Consider the following 19,765-nt stretch of genomic DNA (forward strand, 5'->3'; position numbering starts at 1 on the left):
GGCTCGTCCCTCTGGACGGGTCGGACCGGCCGCGCTCAGAAGTCGAGCGTCAGCTCGTCGTGGGACCACGGGTGCGTCGGCTGGTGCAGACCGCCCGCCACGCCCCCGAGGTTGCGATAGAGCTCGACGAGGTGCTGCTCCTGGGTCTGCCAGGAGTACTCGTGGCGCAGCGCGGCCAGGACCTCCGCCGACGGGCCCTCACCAGCGGCGACCTGCGCCAGAACGGACGTGAGCGCGCGGGCGCAGTCGGCGGCGTCACGCTGCCGGAAGACCTCGCCGAGGTGGTGCTCGCGCACGAACGCGGCCATGGCGGCGATGTCGCTCGTGGCGATGGGCAGCCCCGCGTGGATGAACTCGAAGAGCTTGTTGGGCAGCGCCATGTCGTAGCTCGCCGAGTCACCGTGGATGGGGCTCACGGCGACGTCCGCCGTGCTGAGGTAGGCCGGGACCTCCTGCGAGGGCACCGGCGGCACGAGGTGCAGCCGGTCGGCCACGCCGAGCGCGGCGGCGCGGCGCTCGAGCTCGGGAGCCATGGGGTGCGGGTGCGGCACCGCGACGACGGCGAGGTGGACGTCCGGCACCGAGGGCAGGGCGCCGATGACCGTGTCGAGCCCTCGGGCGGCGCTTACGGCACCGGAGTAGACGGCGAGCGACGTCCCCTCCCCCACGCCGGCCTCGTCGCGCAGGTTGCGTGAGGCGACGAGGTCGTCCCACGCCAGCGGCGCGTTGTGGACGACGGTGACGGGGTTCCTCAGGTCGTGCTCCGCCTCGAGCCGTCGGGCGATCCCGTCGGCGACGGTGATGACGCGGTCGACGTGCGGGATCATCTCGGCCTCGAGGGCCGCCCACCCGTCGACGACGCGACGGGTCCTCGCACCCGAGACGGCGAGGTCCGCGACGTACTCGTGCGCGTCGTAGACGAGCACCGGGCGCTGCGCCGGGTCCGGCCAGGCCTCGAGGACCGCGGCGAGGATGTGGACGTCGTGGACGTGGACGACGTCGGGTGCGTGCTCGACGAGAGCCGGCACGAAGGCGTCGGCGTAGGCCGACGTGGCCGCGAGGGAGGTGCGCCAGCGCTCGGCCGGACCGAGGCGCCCCCGCCTGCGGCGGACGGCATAGCCGGCGTATGCCGGTGTGAGACCGCGCTTGGGGAACACCGGGAGCCGGACGAACCGGGCTCCGCCACAGACGGCCTCGGACTGGGCCGCGCCCGCCGACGCGACACCGAACGCCGTGACGTCGGCACCGGCGCGCACCAGCGAGACGGCGGACTTGATGACGCGTGAGTCGTTGGCCATGCCGTTGTTGACGACCATGGCGACACGGACCCGACGGGTCGCCGTCGACGTCACGGGAGCAGCCCGACGATGGCCTCTGCGGCCTCGTCGTAGGACGTGCGTGCGACGGTCGCCTCGGGGGCGGTCAACCGGGTACGTGCGGCCGGGTCGGCGGCGAGCGAGCGCAACACCTGCCCCGCCTCCTCGCCGTCGGCCACGACGAAGCCACCGACCTCGTCGCAGAGCCGCGCCTGGCGGGGCAGCGGGGTGACGACGGGGATGAGCCCGGCGGCGATGTACTCGTGGAGCTTCGAGGGCAGGGCGTCGCGGAAGGCCGGGGTGTCCTCGAGCAGGGCGAAGCCGACCCACGCACCGTGGGCGATCGCCCAGGCCTCCGCCGGCGGCTGGCGGCCGTGCCACGAGACCCGCGCCGCAAGCTCGGGCTCGGCCTCGAGGAGCGCGTCGACGGCGGGCTGGTCCGCGGAGGCCACGGGTCCGACGACGTCGAGGGTCCACTCGTGTGCCCCCCGCAGCGCGTCGAGCATCGCGAAGAGCCCTCGGCTGGCGCGCACGTCCCCGACGTAGGCCGCGCGGGGGCGCTCGTCCCACGGCTGCGAGGGTCCGATGAGCTCCTTGTCGGCCTCGTTGCGCACGACGAGGCGCCGCCGGGCCGAGCCGGGCGGGACGTGCTCGTCGGCGACGAGGGTGAGGTCCGCACGGGAGGCGACGGTCTCCGCGGCCCGGGCCACGACGCGGGCGCCGCGACCGAGGACGCCCTGCGCCCAGGCCCGGTCCTCGAGCATCCGGCGGTAGTCCTCGTGGACGTCGGCGACGACCGGTCGGCGGGTGAGACGCCCGACGACGCGGGCCCACAGCAGCGAGTCGGGGTCGAGTGCGAGCAGGACCCGTCCTCGTGCGGCACGGGCCATCGTCAGCCCGCGGGCGCCGCGCCCGACCATCGACCCGCGCGGCCACGTCCGCACCGACGCCCCGGTGGGCCCGTCGGTCTCCGCCCCGAGGCCGAGGACCTCGACGCTGGCGCCGTGGCGCACGAGGGCACGGGTGAGGCGGTGCAGGCGGGCGTCGGCGACGTCGTGCCCGGACGTGACGATCGTGACGTCCGGACGCGCGTCAGGACTCACAGGTCCTCGAGGCTGAAGGCGTCCTCACCGACCTTGAGGAACTTCGTGTAGGCCGCGATGACCTCGTCCGGAGTTCCTTCGAGCATGAGGCTGCCCTTGTGCAGCCAGATCGCCCGGTTGCACATCTCCTTGATCGAGCCGAGGCCGTGCGAGACGAGGAACATCGCGCGCGCCGACTTCATGAGCTCGGCCATCTTGTCCGCGGCCTTCTTCTTGAACGCCGCGTCACCGGCGGAGAGCGCCTCGTCGATCATGAGGATGTCGGGGTCCATGTGGACCGAGACGGCGAAGGCGAGCTTGGAGCGCATGCCGGAGGAGTAGGTCCGGATCGGCAGGTCCATGAAGTCGCCGAGCTCGGAGAAGTCGGCGATCTCCTCGGCGCGGGCCGAGACCTGCGCGCGGGTCAGGCCATTGGCCAGACCACCGAGGACGACGTTCTCGCGACCGGAGAGGTTGGGGTTGAAGCCGACGCCGAGCGCGAGCAGCGCGCTGATCCGGCCGTGGACCTCGATCCGGCCGCTCGTCGGCGGGAGGATGCCGCCGATGGTGCGGATCAGGGTCGACTTGCCGGCGCCGTTGGCGCCGATGATGCCGAGCGACGTGCCCTCGGGCACGTCGAACGAGACGTCCTTGACGGCGTGGACCTCGCGCACGGCACGCTCGCCGCGGCCGAAGCGGACGATCGCCTGCTTGAAGGTCGGGGTCCGCTCGAAGGTCGTGCGGTAGGTCACCGAGACGTTCTCGACGCGCACCGCCGGGCGGGGCTCCACGGTCGAGGTGCCGGCAGGCGCGGACGCAGCGGGAGCGGCCGGCGCGGCGGTGGCGGTCTCCTCCGACGAGGGTGCGACGGGCTGGGACACGGGGTCAGAGGCGGACAGCGAACTCACGCTCCCTCGAGATGAAGAACAGGAAACCGACGGCGACCATGAGGATCGACCAGACCGCGGCGAGCACCCAGATGTGCAGCGGCGGGACGTCGGAGCGCACGAGCAGGTCGGTGAAGCCACCGAGCACGGAGTAGAGCGGGTTGAACTTCATGAACGGCGCGAGCCGGCCCGGCACCTCCTCGATGAACCAGAGCACGGGGCTGAGGTAGAGCCAGATGCGCAGGAAGTACGGCAGGAAGCTCAACGTGTCGCGGAAGTAGATCTGCAGCGTCGCGAAGAGCGCCGCCAGACCCGCGCCGAAGGCGGTGAGGCAGGCGAGGAAGTACAGCGACAGCAGCATCTTCCAGGACCACGGCTGCCCGGTGAGGGCGTGGATGATGAAGTAGACCGCGAGCGGCGGCAGGAACCGGAAGAACGCCGTGCGCACCGACGACAACGGCATGAGCAGCCGCGGGAACGACATGTTGGCGATGAGCGCGCCACCGCCGACGACGGAGCGGGCGCCCGTCGTGATCGCCCCGGACAGGTAGTAGAACGTGAAGATGCCGGCCGTGAGGTGCGCGAAGAAGGCCGCGCCGTCCTTCCGGCTCGACAGGATGAACAGCAGGATGAAGTAGACGCCCGCGAGCAGCAGCGGGTTGATGACGAGCCACACCTGACCGAAGAAGGTCCGGGTGTTGGCCGAGCGCATCTCGGCGCGCGAGAGCTCGGCGGCGAACTCCTTGCGGTGCCACAGCTCCTTGAAGTACGGCACCAGCGGCGGCAGCCCGGCCCGGTGGGGCTCGTAGACCTGGACCTCGGTGAGGTAGCCGGACTTGCTGGCCCGCTCGTTGGCCTCGCGGTTGGCCGCGTGGTCGGCGGCGGCCTGGTCCGCGGCGAGCGCGCCCTTGGCACCAGCGTCGTCGGCGTCGCGGTGGCCGGTGGCCTGGTCGGCCTCTGACATCCGTCACCCAATCTCTCGTCGTGATCGCTTCGACAGCCACGGAACCGGTGATCTGGTGTGGCGCAGCGACTCGTCAGTGTAGAGGACTTCGGGTCACCCCCATGTCCCGTACAGGCCCAGCAGGGTGGCCGAGTCGCGCTCCCACGTGAGTTCTCCGCGGGCCACCTCCACGGCCTGCAGGTATGCCGTGTGGTCGCGGACGAGCTCGCTCACCGCCGTGACCAGCCCGTCCACCGATCCGGGCGCGTACAGGGTCCCCACCCCGTGCTCCCTCACGAGCGCCCCGAGCTCGCCGACATCGGTCGCGACGACGGGCACCCCGACGGACACGGCGTGGAAGAGCTTGTTGGGCATGGCGAGGCGGTGGTTCTCCCACCGGTCGCTGTGGGTCACCAGTGCGGCGCCGGCTGCCCGGAGCCGCTGCTCGACGACGTCGTGGCCGGCGCTGGGCTCGACCGTGGCGGCACCCGGGTCGAACCGCTCCAGCCACTCGGCGTCCCCCGGACCCATGATCGTCACCGGCAGGTCGAGCCGCCGGCTGGCCGCGGCCACGATCTCGAGCTCCCGATCGGCAGCCAGCCGGCCGGCATACACGAGTCCTCGAGGGGGCGAGGCGACGCCGGTCGCGTCGCCCCGGGGGAAGGTGTTGCGGACGACGGTGACCTCGGGCCAGTCCGGGTGGTCGCGGCGCAGAGCAGCGGCCACACCCTCGCCGACGGTGATGACGGCGGCGGCACCGGTGACGAGCTCGCCCTCGCGCCGAGCCTCCCGGCGCAGCGCGAGCGGGGTGGGGCGGCCCTCGACGGGGCGGCCCACCCAGTACTCGTGGGTGTCGTAGACCCAAGGCACCGACCACTCGCGTGCGAGGGCCACCCCGGGCTCGAGGGCCGTGAAGTCGTGGACGTGGACGACGTCCGGCGCACCGGTCTCGCGCGCCCACGCCCGCGCCTGCTCGAGCGCCTGCGCCTGCCAGGCGGCCAGACGGCGCTGTCGGTGCTGCGGCAGGAGGGCCCAGCGCGCTGCCCGTTCGGGTGCGCTGAGCCGCCGGCCGCGCCCCTCGGCGGCGGGCGCCTGCCCGACGGAGCCGACGGTGACACCCTCCCCCGGCTCGAACCCGGCGGGCACGGCGCGACCGATGATGTGCACGCCGTGACCGGCACCGGCCAGCGTGCGCGCCTCGCGCAGCACCCGCGCGTCGGTGGCGACCCCGGTCCACACGAGCATGAGGATCCGCACGGGTCAGGCCTCCTCGCGGCCGAGGGAGCGGGGGCTCGTGAGGAAGCCCACACCCCACGACCAGTGCATCGTCGCGAGCGCGAGCGGGGTGAGGGCACGCGCGCGGGCAGGCTCCCCGCCGCTGATCGCGACGCCACCGACGAGGACACCCGCAACGTATGCCGTCGGCACGAGGAGCGCAGGCGCCCAGGCCAGTCCCAGCAGGGTCGCCGCAGCCGTGCCGGCCACCATGACGGGTGGCGCGAGGTAGCGGGCGTTCGCCGTCTCGGGGTGCTCGCGCATGACCACGCGGCGCCACTGGCCGTACTGGAAGTACTGACGCGCGAGGGCCTTGACGGTGGACCGTGGCCGGTAGGTCACCTCCATGTCGGGCGTGAACCACACGGTGCCGCCGGTCTGGCGCAGCTTGAGGTTGAGGTGCCAGTCCTGGGTGCGGGTGTAGCGCTCGTCGTAGCCGCCGACGCGGTCGAGGGCGCTGCGGCGGAACGCCCCGAGATAGACGGTGTCGACCGGGCCGGCTCCCCCACCGACGTGGAACGTGCCTCCCCCGACCCCGATCCGGCTGCGCATCGCACAGGCCACGGCCCGCTCGAAGGCGCTGCGCCCCACGGCCTTCATCAGCCCACCGACGTTGTCGGCACCGGTCTCGTCGAGGGTGCGCACGGCGGTCGCGACGTAGTCCTCGGGGATCTCGGCGTGGCCGTCGACCCGGACGATGACGTCGTGCCGGGCGGCCCCGATGCCGGCGTTGAGGGCGGCCGGCGTGCGGCCGGTCGGGTTGGGCACGGTCCGGACGCGCGGGTCGGCGGCCACGAGCTCGGCCGCGACCTCGTCGGTGCGGTCCGTCGACGGGCCGAGCGCGAGGACGACCTCGAGCTCACCGGCATACGACTGCCGCAGGACCTGGGCCACGGCGTCGCGGAGGTGCCGCTCCTCGTCGAGGACCGGGATCACCACGCTCACCGGTGGGGTCGTGGACGGGCTGGCGTCGGGCTGGGTCGCGCTCATCGCCCCGATCATCCCCCAGTCCGCCGCGCCGATTCGCACGCTGGGGTCGGCGAGCCGTTTTGCGTCGACAGATGCCGCGAGCACACTATGAGGCGATGCCTGAACGCCCGCCCCGCAGAGACGACGCCCGGCCGATCCCCCAGCAGGGACGGCCCGATCGCCGGCGCCCCGAGCTCGACGACGAGGACGACGGCGTCTTCACGGTCGACACCCGGGGCCGCCGTCGCGGCTCGTCGTCGCGTGCGGCCCGACCCGTGCGCACCGAACCGAGCCGGCGTCGCGAACCCCGCGAGCGGCCGGAGCGCGTCGAGCGCGCCGGACGCCCCGTCCCGGGCGACGCCCGCGACGGCCGCGACCCCCGCCGTGCCGCCGCGGGCCCACGTCCCGACGGACGCCGGCCCGTCCCGCCCAGCAACGACCGCGGACCCCGACCCCTCGAGGACGAGCGCCCGCGCCGTCGCCGCCGCTGGCTCCTGCTCGTCCCCGTGCTCCTCCTTGCGTGGGTGGGCTACCTCGTCTTCGCACCGCTCCACGCCTGGGGCACCGTGACCCGCGTCGACGACGCCCCTGCCGGCGACCGACCGGCCGAGACGCCCGGCAACACCTATCTGCTCGTGGGCTCGGACTCGCGCGACGACCTCACGCCGGCCGAGCGCAAGGCGCTGGGAACCGGCACCGCCGAGGGCCGGCGCACCGACTCGATCATGCTCGTCCACGTCCCGTCCGGCGGCGGCAAGTCGGTCATCATCTCGATCCCCCGCGACAGCTACGTCCCCATCCCGGGCCACGGCAGCAACAAGGTCAACGCGGCCTACTCCATCGGCGGCCCCCAGCTGCTCGTCCAGACCCTCGAGCAGGTGACCGGGCTCCGGCTGGACGGCTACCTCGAGATCGGGTTCGGCGGCTTCAACGACGTCGTCAACAGCCTCGGCGGCGTCGACATCTGCGTGCCGTTCGACATGGACGACGAGAAGGCCCACATCAACCTCAAGAAGGGCTGCCAGGTCCTCGACGGCAAGAACGCCCTCGGATTCGTGCGCGCCCGCTACTCCGACCCGCGCGGCGACATCGGCCGCGCCGACCGCCAGCGCCAGTTCCTCGCGGCGATCATGAAGGGCGCGGCGACCCCGTCGACCGTCCTCAACCCGTTCCGCTACTGGTCCTTCACGCACACCGCCGCCGGTGCGGTCGGAGTCGGGCAGGACACGTCGATCCGCGACTCCGCCAACATCCTGCTCGCCATGCGTGGCGCCGGCAACGACTCGACGCTCAGCCTCACGGTGCCGATCCAGGACACGGCTTACCAGACGCGTGCCGGGATCTCGGTCAAGTGGGACACCGAGCGCGCCAAGGCGCTGTTCACCATGCTCCGCGAGGACCAGCCGCTCGAGGCGCCTCCCGCTGGTACCGACGGCAAGCCCTCCGGCGGCTGACCCCAGACACCGTTATGCCGTCCGCCCACGTGGGCGGACGGCATACGTGCGTCTGTGGCCGGGTCAGCCCTTGAGGAGCTGGCGCGCCATGACGATGCGCTGTACCTGGTTGGTGCCTTCGTAGATCTGGGTGATCTTGGCGTCGCGCATCATCCGCTCGAGCGGGAAGTCGCGGGTGTAGCCGGCTCCACCGAGGAGCTGGACGGCGTCGGTCGTGACCTTCATCGCGACGTCGGAGGCGTAGCACTTGGCCGCAGCGCCGAAGAAGGGCAGGTCCGCGTCGCCACGCTCGGACTTGGCGGCGGCGACGTAGACCATCTGCCGCGCGGCCTCGAGCTCCATCGCCATGTCGGCGAGCATGAACTGGATGCCCTGGAAGTCGGCGATGTGCTTGCCGAACTGCTTGCGCTCCTTGACGTAGGCCGTGGCCTGCTCGAGGGCGCCCTGGGCGATGCCGACGGCCTGCGCGCCGATGGTGACGCGAGTGTGGTCGAGGGTGCGCAGCGCGATCTTGAGACCCTCGCCGGGTGCGCCGACGATGCGGTCGCCGGGGATCCGGACGTTGTCGAAGATCAGCTCGCGGGTGGGGCTGCCCTTGATGCCGAGCTTGCGCTCCTTCTCACCGAAGGTGAAGCCCTCGTCGGACTTCTCGACGACGAACGCGCTGATGTTGTTGCCGCGGGCGCCGTCGGGGTCGGTGACGGCGAGGACCGTGTAGTACTCGGACACACCGGCGTTGGTGATCCACGACTTCTGCCCGTTGAGGACCCAGTCGTCGCCGTCCTGCTTCGCGCGGCACTTCATCGCAGCGGTGTCGGAGCCGGCCTCGCGCTCGGACAGTCCGTAGGAGAAGCCGGCCTCACCACGGGCCAGCGGCGGGAGGTACTTGCTCTTGACCTCCTCGGAGCCGCCGAGCATGACGGGTAGCGAGCCGAGCTTGTTGACGGCCGGGATGAGCGAGGAGCTCGCGCAGACGCGGGCCACCTCCTCGATGACGATGCAGGTCGCGAGCGCGTCGGCGCCGACCCCGTCGTACTCCTCGGGCACGTGCGGCGCGAAGAAGTCGGACGCGACGAGCGCGTCGTGCGCCTCCTGCGGGTAGCGCGACTCCTCGTCGACTGCCGCGGCGAACGGCGCGATCTTGGCCTCGGCCACGTCACGGACCGCCTCGCGGATCGCCTCGTGGTCCTCGTTGACCTGGAACAGGGGGAAGTCGGGGTTCGCACTCACCCCGCGATCCTACCGACGCGTATGCCGTGCCCCTGCCGCCCAGCGTGTGGAACCGACCACGTCCCCGGCACCGCCGCTCGGCCCGCGCGCGCGACGGCCCGGTCAGCCCAGCCGCTCGTCGACGAAGGGGGCGAGCATCGCGGAGTACTCGAAGCTCAGGTGGTCGGTGTCGCGGTAGACGATGACGTCGCCGACCCTCCCGAAGCACGTCCTCGCGTCGCAGAAGAGGTCGGTGAGGTCGACGACCTGCACCCCCGCCGACCGCGCCGCCGTCACGGCGAGGTCGACCGGCACAGCCTCGGCGCGAGGCGTGGTGCACGAGTCGCCGGGGTCCGGGTGAGAGGCGACGCACTCGGGGACCGAGAGCCCTTCGCGCGGCGAGGGCACGTCGGCGATGACGGTGACCTTCTTGCCCGCCTTCTTCCACCGGGCGAACCGGGTGGCGAAGCCCTTGACCCCCGCTGCGTCGTCGGTCGCGCCCGCGAACGGCAGCCAGCCGTACCTCGCGGTGTACGACGACGCGAGGACCCGGGTGATCGTGCGGTCCTCGAGCAGCACCGCGTCGACCGTCCGGTTGTAGGTCTGGCAGGCGGTGTGGCGGGCCGGTGCGGTCTCGGCCGCGAGAGTGCGCACCGCGTCGCTCGAGGGGCACGACCCCTTGCCGTGGACGACGACCTTCCAGCCCCGGCGCTTGCCGAGCGCGTCGGCCATCCTGAGGAACGCGATGGCGTGCGAGTCCCCGACGAGCGCGACGGTCTCCTTCGGGGCGGCGGTGTCACCGAGGACGCAGTCGCGCAGCTCGGTGCCGGCGATCGACGCCTGGCACTTCTGTAGGAGCGCGTCCTTGAGCTGGGCCTTCATGTCCGCCGGCGAGGCGACGAGCGGTCCCGTGCCCTGCACCGAGTCGCAGTCGTTGGCCGGGACGAGTGCGCCGGGTCCGACGCAGGGGTCACCGGCGGTGTGTGGCGGCTGGGTCGGCGTCGGTGCTGGTGGGGCGCTCGTCCGTGACGTCGCCGTCGTCGGGGCAGTCGGGCTGTCGGAGGGTTCGTCGGACCCGGCGCCGCACCCGCTCGCCAGGGCGACGACGGTCGCCAGCGCCACGGCGACGGCGCGGTGCCCGCCGGCACTGCCGCTCGTCCAGCGCCTCGCCCGACGACCAGCCACGTCCACCTCCGCCTCTCGTGTCCTCGACGCGCCCATCCTCGCCCAACCCGGGCCGCGCTCGAGTCAGCGCAGCGCCGGGATGACCTCGCGCTCGAAGAGCTCGACGCCGGACAGGTCGTAGGCCGACTCCGCGAAGTTCGTGATGGCGTAGGTCATCCCGAGGTCCTGCATGTCGGCGAGCGCGCTGGCGACCTGGTCGGGCGTGCCGACGGCCGTGCCCTTGCGGTAGTCGTTCATCGAGCGCTCCACCGCCTCGTCCGGGACACCGGCCCCGCGCAGGTGCGACTCGATCCAGCGGAACCGCTCCTCCACCTCGCGCTCGTCGCGCCCGATGACGACGTTGAAGTTCGAGGACCGCACGATCGAGTCGTAGTCGCGGCCGACGTCGGCGCAGTGCTGCTTGAGGATCCCGCTCTTGTGGGCGAAGACGTCGGGCTGCCCGAGGAAGTTCGTGTAGTCGGCGTACTCCGCCGCGATCCGCAGCGTCTTGCGCTCGCCGCCACCGGCCACCCACATCGGGATGCCGTTGCGCTCGGAGCCTTCGAAGGCCGTGCCCTGCAGCGGCCGCGGGAAGCACATGGCCCCGTCGACCTGGTAGTGCTCGCCGTCGAGGGTCGCGGTGCCGGTCGTCCACATCTGCTGCATGATCTCGACGCCCTCGCGCAGCCGGGCGAGGCGCTCGCCGGCGCCCGGGAAGCCGTAGCCGTAGGCCCGCCACTCGTGCTCGTACCAGCCCGCGCCGATGCCCATCTCGAGGCGCCCCTCGGAGATGACGTCGACGGTCGCCGCCACCTTGGCGAGGTAGGCCGGGTTGCGATAGCTCATGCACGTGCACATCTGGCCGATCCGGACCCGCCCGGTGACCCCGGCGAACGCGGCCATGAGTGACCACGCCTCGTGCACCGCCTCCTGGGTCGGGTGCGGCACCGGGTGGAAGTGGTCGAAGACCCAGATCGACTCCCAGTCGCGGATGCCGTCCGCCCGCCTCGCGAGCCCCGCCATCACACCCCAGTGCTGGTCGGGGTCGATGCCGACGAGGTCGTGACGCCAGCCCTGCGGGACGAAGATGCCGAATCTCATGGCCTCACTCAACCCGCCCACCTGCTCCCCCGCAAGCCCGCCGACATCCGGGGCATGATGCGGAGGTGACGTTCCGACACCGCAACGACCCCGACACCATCCGCGAGCTGCTCAACGACCCCGGCACCTGGGTGGTCGTCGGGCTGAGCACCAACGCGCAGCGACCGGCATACGGCGTCGCGCAGTGGCTCAAGCACGAGCTCGGCAAGGGGATCATCCCCGTCCACCCCAAGGCCGAGACGGTGCACGCCGAGCAGGGCTACGCCAGTTTGGCCGACATCCCCGACCAGGACATCAAGGTCGTCGACTGCTTCGTCAACTCCGACCACGTCGGGGCGGTGGTCGACCAGGCGATCGAGCACAAGGACCGGCTGCAGATCGACGCGGTCTGGATGCAGCAGGGCGTCGTCGACACCGCGGCCGCCGAGCGCGCCCGCAAGGCGGGCATCCTCGTCGTCATGGACACGTGCCCGCGCATCGAGTGGCCCCGGGTCAGGGGAGAGGGCTCGGCCCGCTGAGCGCTGCCTGCCTCAGACCGGCGGGACGGAGCGCAGCTCGCGCAGGGCCTCGCCCTTGGCGTGCGCCTGGTTGCGCAGACCCTTGCGGAACTCGCCCATCTCAGCGCGCAGCCGGACGGCCTCGTCGCTGTCGCCGGCACCGAGGATGCGCACCGCGAGCAGACCCGCGTTGCGGGCACCGCCGACCGAGACGGTCGCCACGGGGACACCGCTCGGCATCTGGACGATCGACAGCAGCGAGTCCATGCCGTTGAGGTGCTCGAGCGGGACCGGCACCCCGATGACCGGCAGCGAGCTCACCGAGGCGAGCATGCCGGGCAGGTGGGCGGCGCCACCGGCACCGGCGATGATGACGCGCAGCCCGCGCCCCTCGGCCTCGAGGCCGTAGCTGATCATCTCGTCGGGCATGCGGTGCGCCGAGACGACCTCGACCTCGTGCGCGACCCCGAACTCGTCGAGGACCTTGGTCGCCAGCTGCATGACGGGCCAGTCGCTGTCGCTGCCCATGACGACGCCGACGACGGGCGCCTGTCCACCGGTGGTTGAGCTCATTCGGTGACCGCTCCCTCGATGTAGTCCGCGGCGTGCCTCGCCCGCGCGCGCAAGTCGGTGAGGCTATCACCGCTCACGTTGACGTGTCCTATCTTGCGCCCGGGTCGCACGCCCTTGCCATAGAGGTGCGCCTTGACCTCGGGGTCGCGCGCCATGACGTGCCGGTATGCCGGGTACAGCTCGGTGTGGTGCCCGCCGAGGACGTTGCCCATCACCGTCCACGCGTGGCGCGGCCTCGGCGAGCCCAGCGGCAGGTCGAGCACCGCACGCAGGTGCTGCTCGAACTGGCCCGTCACCGCCCCGTCCATCGACCAGTGGCCGCTGTTGTGCGGGCGCATGGCGAGCTCGTTGACGACGAACTCGCCGCCGGGCAGCTCGAACATCTCGACCGCGAGGACGCCCGTGACGCCGAGCTCGCCCGCGATGCGCAGGGCCGCCTCGGTCGCCCGCGCCGCCAGGTCGGGGTCGAGGTCGGGGGCGGGAGCGATGACCTCGGTGCAGATCCCGTCGGTCTGGACGGTCTCCACGACTGGCCACGCGGCGGCCTGCCCGGACGGGCTGCGGGCCAGGAGGACGGCCAGCTCGCGGGTGAAGGGGACCTTCTCCTCGAGCAGCAGCGGCGAGTCCTCGGCGCCGGCGCGCTCGAGCCAGTCCTGCAGCTCCTCGCCCGACGCCACGACCCGCACGCCCTTGCCGTCGTAGCCGCCGCGCGGGGTCTTGGCGACGACCGGCCAGCCCACCTCGTCGCCGAAGGCGGTGACCTCGTCGACGGTGAGCGCCCTGGCCCAGCGCGGGCACGGGACGCCGAGAGCGGTGAGGCGCTCGCGCATCTCGAGCTTGTCCTGGGCGAACACGAGGGCCTGCGGCGTCGGGTGCATGGCGACCCCGGCCCCGGCGAGGGCCGCGAGGACGTCGGCCGGGACGTGCTCGTGGTCGAACGTCACGACGTCGCACTCGGCCGCGAACGCGAGCACGGCGTCGACGTCGCTGTGCGCGCCGACCGGGGCCGAGGGGATGACGAGGGCGGCGCTCGCGTCCGGCGCCTCGGCGAGCACGCTGAGCGTCAGGCCCAGCTCGGCGGCGGGGCCGGCGCACATCCGGGCCAGCTGGCCACCGCCGATGATGCCGACGACGGGGAATCCTCCGGGGGCGCGCAGGGGGGCAGTCACCCCGGGAGGATATCGGCGAGGGCGCGCGGACGGCATACGGGCACGGGTTCGGCGGCTACGCTCGCCCGGTGACGTCCACGACCCCCGCAGGGGGCCTCATCTCGCGGCTCCGCGGAGCCATCGACGTGCTCTACCGCGAGGCCATCAAGTTCGGCGTCATCGGGCTGCTGGCGTTCGTCGTCGACATGGGCAGCTTCAACCTGCTGCGCCACACCGTGCTCGACGACAAGCCGACGGCCGCGGTCATCGTCTCGGCGTCGATCGCGACGGCGTTCGCGTGGGTCGGCAACCGGATGTGGACCTTCCGCCACCGGCGCAACCGCCCGGCCCACCACGAGGCGGCGCTCTTCGCCGGGACCAACGGCGTCGCGCTCGTCCTGCAGGCCGGGGCGATCGCCTTCACGAACTACGTGCTCGGGCTCAACTCGCTGACGGCCGACAACATCACCAAGGTCGTCGCGATCGGGCTCGGAACGCTGTTCCGGTTCTGGGCCTACCGACGCTTCGTCTTCGCCGGAGAGCCGATCGACGTCGACACCTCACCGCTGGCCCGCGACTGATTGCCCCTCTGGGACCGGCCTGCTCGGTTCCGCATTCCTGATCGGTCCCAGAGGGGCAATCAGTCGGCCTCGGAAAGGAACACTGCGAACACCGCGGGCTGCGTGCTCACGAGCTCGAGGCGCCCGCCGTTGTCCTCGGCGAGGTCGCGCGCGAGGGTGAGGCCGAGACCGGACCCGGTCGACGAGACCGAGCGCTCGAAGATGTGTGGTGCGATCGACGTGGCCACGCCCTCGCCCTCGTCGCCGAGCTCGATGACGACGGAGGGGCCGGCGCGACGGGCGGCGATGTCGACCGTGCCCCGGCCGTGCGCGAGGGCGTTCTCGACGAGGGTCGAGAGGATCTGTGCGAGAGCGACCGGCGTGGCCCGCACGCGCAGGCCCCGCTCGCCGTGGATGCGCATGCTTCGCTTCGAGGACGCGAAGGCCGGCTGCCACTCGCGCTGCAGCGAGGCGAGGACCGCGTCGAGCGACACGCTCGGCCGGGCCGGGTCGCTCACCCGGGTGCGGCCCATGAGGTCGTCGACGACCTTGCTCAGCCGCTCGACCTGGTCGATCGCGACCTGGGCCTCCTCCTGGATGACGACGAGGTCGTCGGTCGAGGCGATCTCGTCCAGACGCATGAGCAGGGCCGTGAGCGGCGTGCGGAGCTGGTGCGAGGCGTCCGCCGCGAAGTCGCGCTCGGCGGCGAGGTTGCGGGTCACCTGGTGGGCGCTGCGCGAGAGCACGTCGCTGATCCGGTCGAGCTCCTCGATGCCCGAGTCGAGCGGCATGAAGCGCGACTCGCCGGCGCCGAGGCGCTCGGCCCGAGCCGCCAGCTCGGTGAGCGGGTCACCGATGAGGCGAGCGCGTCGCCGGGCGACGGCCCACCCCGCCGCCAGCCCGAGGAGGACGAGGACCAGCACGACGCCGGAGATGACCAGCGCCCCGCGCAGTCCCGTCGTGGACTCGACGAAGCTCGATCGCCGCTCCGCGGACGACAGGGCGATGACGATGCCCATGACGAGGAGCGGGACGGCGCAGATCGCCAGCGTGGCGCCGACGGCCGCGAGCGTGGACCTCAGGAGGAGGCGACGCATGGAGCGTCATTCCCCCGCTGGGTCGAACCGGAAGCCGACGCCCCGGATCGTCGTGATGTAGCGGGGCTGCATCGCGTCGTCACCGAGCTTCTTGCGCAGCACGGAGATGTGCATGTCGAGGGTCTTGGTCGAGCCGTACCAGGCGGTCTCCCAGACCTCGCGCATGAGCTGCTCGCGGGAGATGACCTTGCCCTGGTTGCGGGCGAGCACCCGGAGCAGCTCGTACTCCTTGGCGGTGAGCTGGATCTCCTCGCCGTGGAGGAAGACGCGCCGCGACTCGGTGTCGACGCGGACGTCGACGTCGCCGGTGACGGGGGCCTCGGGGATGCCGCGGCGCAGCAGCGCCCGGGCCCTGGCCAGGAGCTCGGCGAGCCGGAAGGGCTTGGTGACGTAGTCGTCGGCCCCGGCGTCGAGCCCGACGACGGTGTCGACCTCGTCGGCCCGGGCGGTGAGGACGAGCACGGGCACGGTGTAGCCCTCGCCCCGCAGCCGGCGACAGACCTCCAGACCGTCCATCGTGGGCAGGCCGAGGTCGAGGACGACGAGGTCGGGGTTGTCGCGCGCGGCCTCGAGGGCCTCGCGGCCGTCGGCGCGGACGTCGACGTCGTAGCCCTCACGTCGCAGGGCCCGGGCCAGGGGTTCGGAGATCGCCGGGTCGTCCTCGGCGAGCAGCACTCGGGTCATGCGGCGACTGTAGTGGTGGGACGGGGGTTCACGCGTGGTGCTCCCAGGGTCGCGCGCGCCGCGCCCCCGTGGAGCGGGCCAGCTCGAAGGGCGTCACGGCCCCGATCCCCCTGAGGTGGCGGGACCGCTGCTCGGTCATCGAGAAGCCGGACAGGGCGCCGAGGGCCCGCGCCACCTCGTCGTCGACGAAGACCCGGCCCGGCGGGGTGACGGCCGTGAGCCGGCTCGCCCGGTTGACCGTGGTGCCGAAGACGTCACCGAGCCGGCTGATGACCTTGCCCGAGGCCATCCCCACCCGGACGTCGGGCAGGAGCGGGTCCTCGGCCATGGAGTCGACGAGGTCGAGCCCGATGGCAGCGGCCGCGTCGGCGTCGACGTGGACGAAGAGGACCTCGTCGCCCACGGTCTTGATGATCCGGCCGCCGTGGGTCGTCACGACGTCGCTCGCCAGCTCCTCGAACCTCTGGACCAGCGTGCCGAGCTGACGCTCGGTCATCCGGCGCACGAGCGAGGTGAACGCCACGAGGTCGGCGAACCCGACGACCCGCAGCGGGGCGCTGGGGTCGTGGTCGGTGTCGCGGGCGTCCTCGAGCATGCGGGTGATCGCCGACGTGAGGTGACGGCGCCAGACATAGACCATGAGCGGCTCGAGCTGGTCGACGAGGCCGGCGAGCTGGGCCGCGGCGGCCTCGGCGACGGTGCGGTCCGGGACGGCGCGGGCATCCTTCTCGCCGATCTCGGCCTCCTGGCCGGCGGGCGTGAGGTACTCCGCGACGAGCTGGGTCTGCCACACGGCGAGTCGGTCGGAGGTGCGGGCGAAGGCACGGGCCATGGACAGCGCGAGGTCCTCGTCGAGGTCGTTGTCGCGCACGAGGTCCGAGACCCGGATGAGCGCCTCGAGGTCGGCCTCGGTGAACATCACCTCCTCGTCGTCGACGATCTGGAAGCCGAGCGCGTGCCAGAGCTTGCGGGCGGACTGCACCGACACCGAGGCCTCGCGGCTGATCTCGCGCCGGCCCATCGTGGCCCGCCGGCCCAGCAGCCGCTCCTCGATCTCGGCCTCGAGGTCGCCGGACTGCCCGAACTGCTCAGGCACGGGCAACCTCCTCGGGGATGGCGGGACTCACCGGACGTGGACGACGTCACCCGCGGCCACCGCGAGGGTGCCGGACTCCGTCGTCAGGGACAGTCTGCCGTCTGCGTCGACGCCGGTGGCCCACCCGGTGAGGTCCGACCCCTGCAGGTGCACCCGGACCCGGCGCCCCACGGTGGCGCACGCGGCCACGTAGGCGTCGCGGACGGCATACGGGTCCGCATCGAGGTTGCCCAGAAGCGTTGCGAGAGAGCGCAGGTATGCCGTGAGCACGGCTTCGCGGCTCACTCCCGGCGCGCCGGCGAGACGGAGCGAGGTCGCCGTGTCGACGGGGAGGTCGGCGCGCTCCTGGTCGATGTTGACGCCCGTGCCGACGACGACGCCCGACGGGGTGAGCTCGGCGAGGATGCCCGCGACCTTGCGGTCGCCGTCGGCCGGGACGAGCAGGTCGTTGGGCCACTTGAGGGCGATCTCGACCCCGGTCGTGGAGGTGAGCGCCTCGCGCAGCGCGAGCCCGACGACGAGGGGCACCCAGCCCAGCGGCGCCCGGGCCGGACGGGGCACGAGGACGCTCGCCGCGATGCTCGTGCCCGGCGTCGTCGTCCACGCGCGGTCGAGCCGGCCACGGCCCTGCGTCTGTTCCTCCGCGGTGACGACCCGCCACGGACGCGGGTCCGTGGCGAGCTCGGCGTTGGTCGACCCGACGCTGTCGCGCACGTCCGCGGGGAGCCACGGCGGGCCCGGTGTGATGAGGGACGCATCCATCGGCAGTCGGGCGGCAGGAAGGGTCACGGGGTCAAGGCTAGAGTCGCCTCCATGGCGCAGACCGACACCCAGCCCACCGGCGGTACCGACCTCCCCGCCGCGGACACGGGCATCGACATCCACACCACCGCCGGCAAGCTCGCTGACCTCAAACGGCGCGTCGGCGAGGTGGCCCACGCCGGCTCCGAGCGGGCGATCGAGAAGCAACACGCGCGCGGCAAGAAGACCGCCCGCGAGCGCCTCGAGATGCTGCTCGACGAAGGCTCGTTCGTCGAGATGGACAAGTACGCCCGGCACCGCTCGGTGGCCTTCGGCCAGGACGCGAACCGGCCCTACGGCGACGGCGTCGTCACCGGCTACGGCACGGTCGACGGGCGCACGGTCGCGGTCTTCGCACAGGACTTCACGGTCTTCGGTGGCTCCCTCGGTGAGGTCTTCGGCGAGAAGATCACCAAGGTCATGGACTTCGCGATGAAGGTCGGCTGCCCCGTCGTCGGCCTCAACGACTCCGGTGGCGCCCGCATCCAGGAGGGCGTGGTCTCGCTCGGGCTCTACGGCGAGATCTTCCGCCGCAACGTCCACGCCTCGGGTGTCATCCCGCAGATCTCGCTCATCATGGGCCCGTGCGCCGGCGGCGCGGTGTACTCCCCCGCCGTCACCGACTTCACCGTCATGGTCGACCAGACCTCGCACATGTTCATCACCGGACCCGACGTCATCAAGACCGTCACCGGTGAGGACGTGGGCTTCGAGGAGCTCGGCGGCGCGCGGACGCACAACTCCAAGTCCGGTGTCGCGCACTACATGGGCACCGACGAGGAGGACGCCGTCGAGTACGTCAAGGCGCTGCTGTCCTACCTTCCCTCCAACAACATGGAGGAGCCGCCGTCGTTCGGCGACGACGAGCTGTCGCTCGAGATCACCGACGAGGACCGCTTCCTCGACACGATCATCCCGGACAGCCCCAACCAGCCCTACGACATGCACCAGGTCATCGAGGCCGTGGTCGACGACGGCGACTTCCTCGAGGTCTCCCCGCTCTTCGCGCCCAACATCGTCATCGGCTTCGCCCGGATCGAGGGCCGCTCGGTCGGTGTCGTCGCCAACAACCCCATGCAGTTCGCCGGCACCCTCGACATCGACGCGTCCGAGAAGGCCGCCCGCTTCGTGCGGACCTGCGACGCGTTCAACGTGCCGATCCTCACGTTCGTCGACGTGCCCGGCTTCCTCCCGGGCACCGACCAGGAGTGGGACGGCATCATCCGTCGCGGCGCCAAGCTCATCTACGCCTACGCCGAGGCCACCGTCCCGCTCGTCACCGTCATCACCCGCAAGGCCTACGGCGGCGCCTACGACGTCATGGGGTCCAAGCACCTCGGCGCCGACATCAACCTCGCCTGGCCGACCGCCCAGATCGCCGTCATGGGTGCGCAGGGCGCAGTCAACATCCTCTACCGCAAGCAGCTCGCGGCGGCGGCCGAGCAGGGCGGCGACGTCGACGCCACCCGCCAGAAGTTCATCGCCGAGTACGAGGACACGCTGGCCAACCCCTACGTCGCCGCCGAGCGCGGCTACGTCGACACGGTCATCACCCCGTCGAACACCCGGATGAACGTCACCAAGGCGCTGCGGGCGCTGCGCACCAAGCGCGAGACCCTCCCGCCCAAGAAGCACGGGAACATCCCCCTCTGATGGTCGATTCCGAGCAGGTCGAGACGTCCGAAGCCGGTGCGGCACAGCGCATCGAGGTGATCGGCGACGCCACCCCAGAGCAGGTCGCCGCGCTCGTGGCCGTCCTGTCGGCCGCCTCCGGAGGGGCGGGCGGGCAGGCGCCGGCGCGGCCCACCTCGCCGTGGTCGGCACCGGCGGCCATGGTCCGGCGCCCGGTGGCACCGGGTCCGGGCGCCTGGTCGCGCTCCCTGCGCGGCTGACCCACCCGCACGACCCG

20 protein-coding genes are annotated in these 19,765 nt (G+C 72.2%); 5 read left to right on the forward strand and 15 right to left on the reverse strand.

What is annotated here, in order from left to right; genetic code table 11:
• Positions 1-35: 35 nt before the first annotated feature.
• The 6 genes from ACSQ11_RS00510 to ACSQ11_RS00535 all read right to left on the reverse strand — a co-directional run bounded on the left by ACSQ11_RS00510 (position 36) and on the right by ACSQ11_RS00535 (position 6,493).
• A complete protein-coding gene (locus tag ACSQ11_RS00510) occupies positions 36-1,352 on the reverse strand; it encodes a glycosyltransferase (protein WP_436002020.1) in 1,317 nt (438 codons plus the stop codon).
• Entirely contained in the window at positions 1,349-2,419 is a 1,071-nt protein-coding gene (locus ACSQ11_RS00515) for a glycosyltransferase (protein ID WP_436002022.1), read from the reverse strand. Before ACSQ11_RS00515 ends, ACSQ11_RS00510 begins: the two co-directional genes overlap by 4 nt.
• On the reverse strand, positions 2,416-3,279 hold the full coding sequence (locus ACSQ11_RS00520) for an ABC transporter ATP-binding protein (RefSeq protein ID WP_436002024.1): 864 nt from the start codon (positions 3,277-3,279) through the stop codon (positions 2,416-2,418). Before ACSQ11_RS00520 ends, ACSQ11_RS00515 begins: the two co-directional genes overlap by 4 nt.
• Before the next feature lie 4 nt (positions 3,280-3,283).
• A complete protein-coding gene (locus ACSQ11_RS00525) occupies positions 3,284-4,249 on the reverse strand; it encodes an ABC transporter permease (RefSeq protein WP_436002026.1) in 966 nt (321 codons plus the stop codon).
• 93 nt (positions 4,250-4,342) lie between these two features.
• On the reverse strand, positions 4,343-5,485 hold the full coding sequence (locus ACSQ11_RS00530; RefSeq protein ID WP_436002028.1) for a glycosyltransferase: 1,143 nt from the start codon (positions 5,483-5,485) through the stop codon (positions 4,343-4,345).
• A gap of 3 nt (positions 5,486-5,488) precedes the next feature.
• Positions 5,489-6,493, reverse strand: coding sequence for a glycosyltransferase family 2 protein (locus ACSQ11_RS00535; RefSeq protein ID WP_436002030.1), 1,005 nt, complete (start codon positions 6,491-6,493; stop codon positions 5,489-5,491).
• 95 nt (positions 6,494-6,588) lie between these two features.
• Between ACSQ11_RS00535 and ACSQ11_RS00540 the strand changes: the two genes are divergently transcribed.
• Positions 6,589-7,926 carry an LCP family protein gene (locus tag ACSQ11_RS00540; RefSeq protein ID WP_436002032.1) on the forward strand — a complete coding sequence of 446 codons (1,338 nt, stop codon included), beginning with the start codon at positions 6,589-6,591 and terminating at the stop codon, positions 7,924-7,926.
• 63 nt (positions 7,927-7,989) lie between these two features.
• Here the strand turns inward: ACSQ11_RS00540 and ACSQ11_RS00545 are convergent, their stop codons facing one another.
• The 3 genes from ACSQ11_RS00545 to ACSQ11_RS00555 form a co-directional block, all read right to left on the reverse strand.
• Positions 7,990-9,156, reverse strand: a complete 1,167-nt coding sequence (locus ACSQ11_RS00545) for an acyl-CoA dehydrogenase family protein (RefSeq protein ID WP_436002034.1) — start codon at positions 9,154-9,156, stop codon at positions 7,990-7,992.
• Positions 9,157-9,258: 102 nt separating this feature from the next.
• Entirely contained in the window at positions 9,259-10,320 is a 1,062-nt protein-coding gene (locus tag ACSQ11_RS00550; protein ID WP_436002036.1) for an SGNH hydrolase domain-containing protein, read from the reverse strand.
• Between the two features lie 63 nt (positions 10,321-10,383).
• Positions 10,384-11,400 carry an LLM class F420-dependent oxidoreductase gene (locus ACSQ11_RS00555; protein WP_436002038.1) on the reverse strand — a complete coding sequence of 339 codons (1,017 nt, stop codon included), beginning with the start codon at positions 11,398-11,400 and terminating at the stop codon, positions 10,384-10,386.
• Between the two features lie 65 nt (positions 11,401-11,465).
• Here ACSQ11_RS00555 and ACSQ11_RS00560 point away from each other — a divergent pair, with 65 nt between their 5' ends.
• A complete protein-coding gene (locus ACSQ11_RS00560; RefSeq protein WP_436002040.1) occupies positions 11,466-11,918 on the forward strand; it encodes a CoA-binding protein in 453 nt (150 codons plus the stop codon).
• Between the two features lie 12 nt (positions 11,919-11,930).
• Here the strand turns inward: ACSQ11_RS00560 and purE are convergent, their stop codons facing one another.
• Both purE and ACSQ11_RS00570 read right to left on the reverse strand, forming a co-directional pair.
• Complete coding sequence (gene purE / locus ACSQ11_RS00565; protein WP_436002042.1) at positions 11,931-12,470, reverse strand: 5-(carboxyamino)imidazole ribonucleotide mutase; 540 nt, start codon at positions 12,468-12,470, stop codon at positions 11,931-11,933.
• On the reverse strand, positions 12,467-13,639 hold the full coding sequence (locus tag ACSQ11_RS00570; protein WP_436002044.1) for a 5-(carboxyamino)imidazole ribonucleotide synthase: 1,173 nt from the start codon (positions 13,637-13,639) through the stop codon (positions 12,467-12,469). Before ACSQ11_RS00570 ends, purE begins: the two co-directional genes overlap by 4 nt.
• 68 nt (positions 13,640-13,707) lie before the next feature.
• On the opposite strand from ACSQ11_RS00570, the gene ACSQ11_RS00575 reads away from it, so the two are divergent.
• Positions 13,708-14,199 (forward strand): GtrA family protein, encoded by a 492-nt coding sequence (locus ACSQ11_RS00575; protein WP_436002046.1) that lies wholly within the window; start codon positions 13,708-13,710, stop codon positions 14,197-14,199.
• Positions 14,200-14,258: 59 nt separating this feature from the next.
• On the opposite strand, the gene ACSQ11_RS00580 is transcribed toward ACSQ11_RS00575, so the two are convergent.
• The 4 genes from ACSQ11_RS00580 to ACSQ11_RS00595 are packed head-to-tail and all read right to left on the reverse strand — an operon-like array spanning position 14,259 to position 17,844.
• A complete protein-coding gene (locus ACSQ11_RS00580) occupies positions 14,259-15,275 on the reverse strand; it encodes a sensor histidine kinase (protein WP_436002048.1) in 1,017 nt (338 codons plus the stop codon).
• A gap of 6 nt (positions 15,276-15,281) precedes the next feature.
• Positions 15,282-15,959, reverse strand: coding sequence for a response regulator transcription factor (locus tag ACSQ11_RS00585; protein ID WP_147061865.1), 678 nt, complete (start codon positions 15,957-15,959; stop codon positions 15,282-15,284).
• Between the two features lie 28 nt (positions 15,960-15,987).
• Complete coding sequence (locus tag ACSQ11_RS00590; RefSeq protein ID WP_436002051.1) at positions 15,988-17,055, reverse strand: adenylate/guanylate cyclase domain-containing protein; 1,068 nt, start codon at positions 17,053-17,055, stop codon at positions 15,988-15,990.
• Between the two features lie 27 nt (positions 17,056-17,082).
• Positions 17,083-17,844: a biotin--[acetyl-CoA-carboxylase] ligase gene (locus ACSQ11_RS00595; RefSeq protein WP_436002053.1), complete on the reverse strand. Its 762-nt coding sequence runs from the start codon at positions 17,842-17,844 to the stop codon at positions 17,083-17,085.
• A gap of 24 nt (positions 17,845-17,868) precedes the next feature.
• Here ACSQ11_RS00595 and ACSQ11_RS00600 point away from each other — a divergent pair, with 24 nt between their 5' ends.
• Positions 17,869-19,509, forward strand: coding sequence for an acyl-CoA carboxylase subunit beta (locus ACSQ11_RS00600; protein ID WP_436002055.1), 1,641 nt, complete (start codon positions 17,869-17,871; stop codon positions 19,507-19,509).
• Positions 19,509-19,748 (forward strand): acyl-CoA carboxylase epsilon subunit, encoded by a 240-nt coding sequence (locus ACSQ11_RS00605; RefSeq protein ID WP_436002057.1) that lies wholly within the window; start codon positions 19,509-19,511, stop codon positions 19,746-19,748. Before ACSQ11_RS00600 ends, ACSQ11_RS00605 begins: the two co-directional genes overlap by 1 nt.
• Positions 19,749-19,765 lie beyond the last annotated feature (17 nt).

Origin of the sequence: Knoellia sp. LjRoot47 (genome assembly GCF_964253435.1) — a bacterium.
Lineage (GTDB): Bacteria > Actinomycetota > Actinomycetes > Actinomycetales > Dermatophilaceae > Knoellia.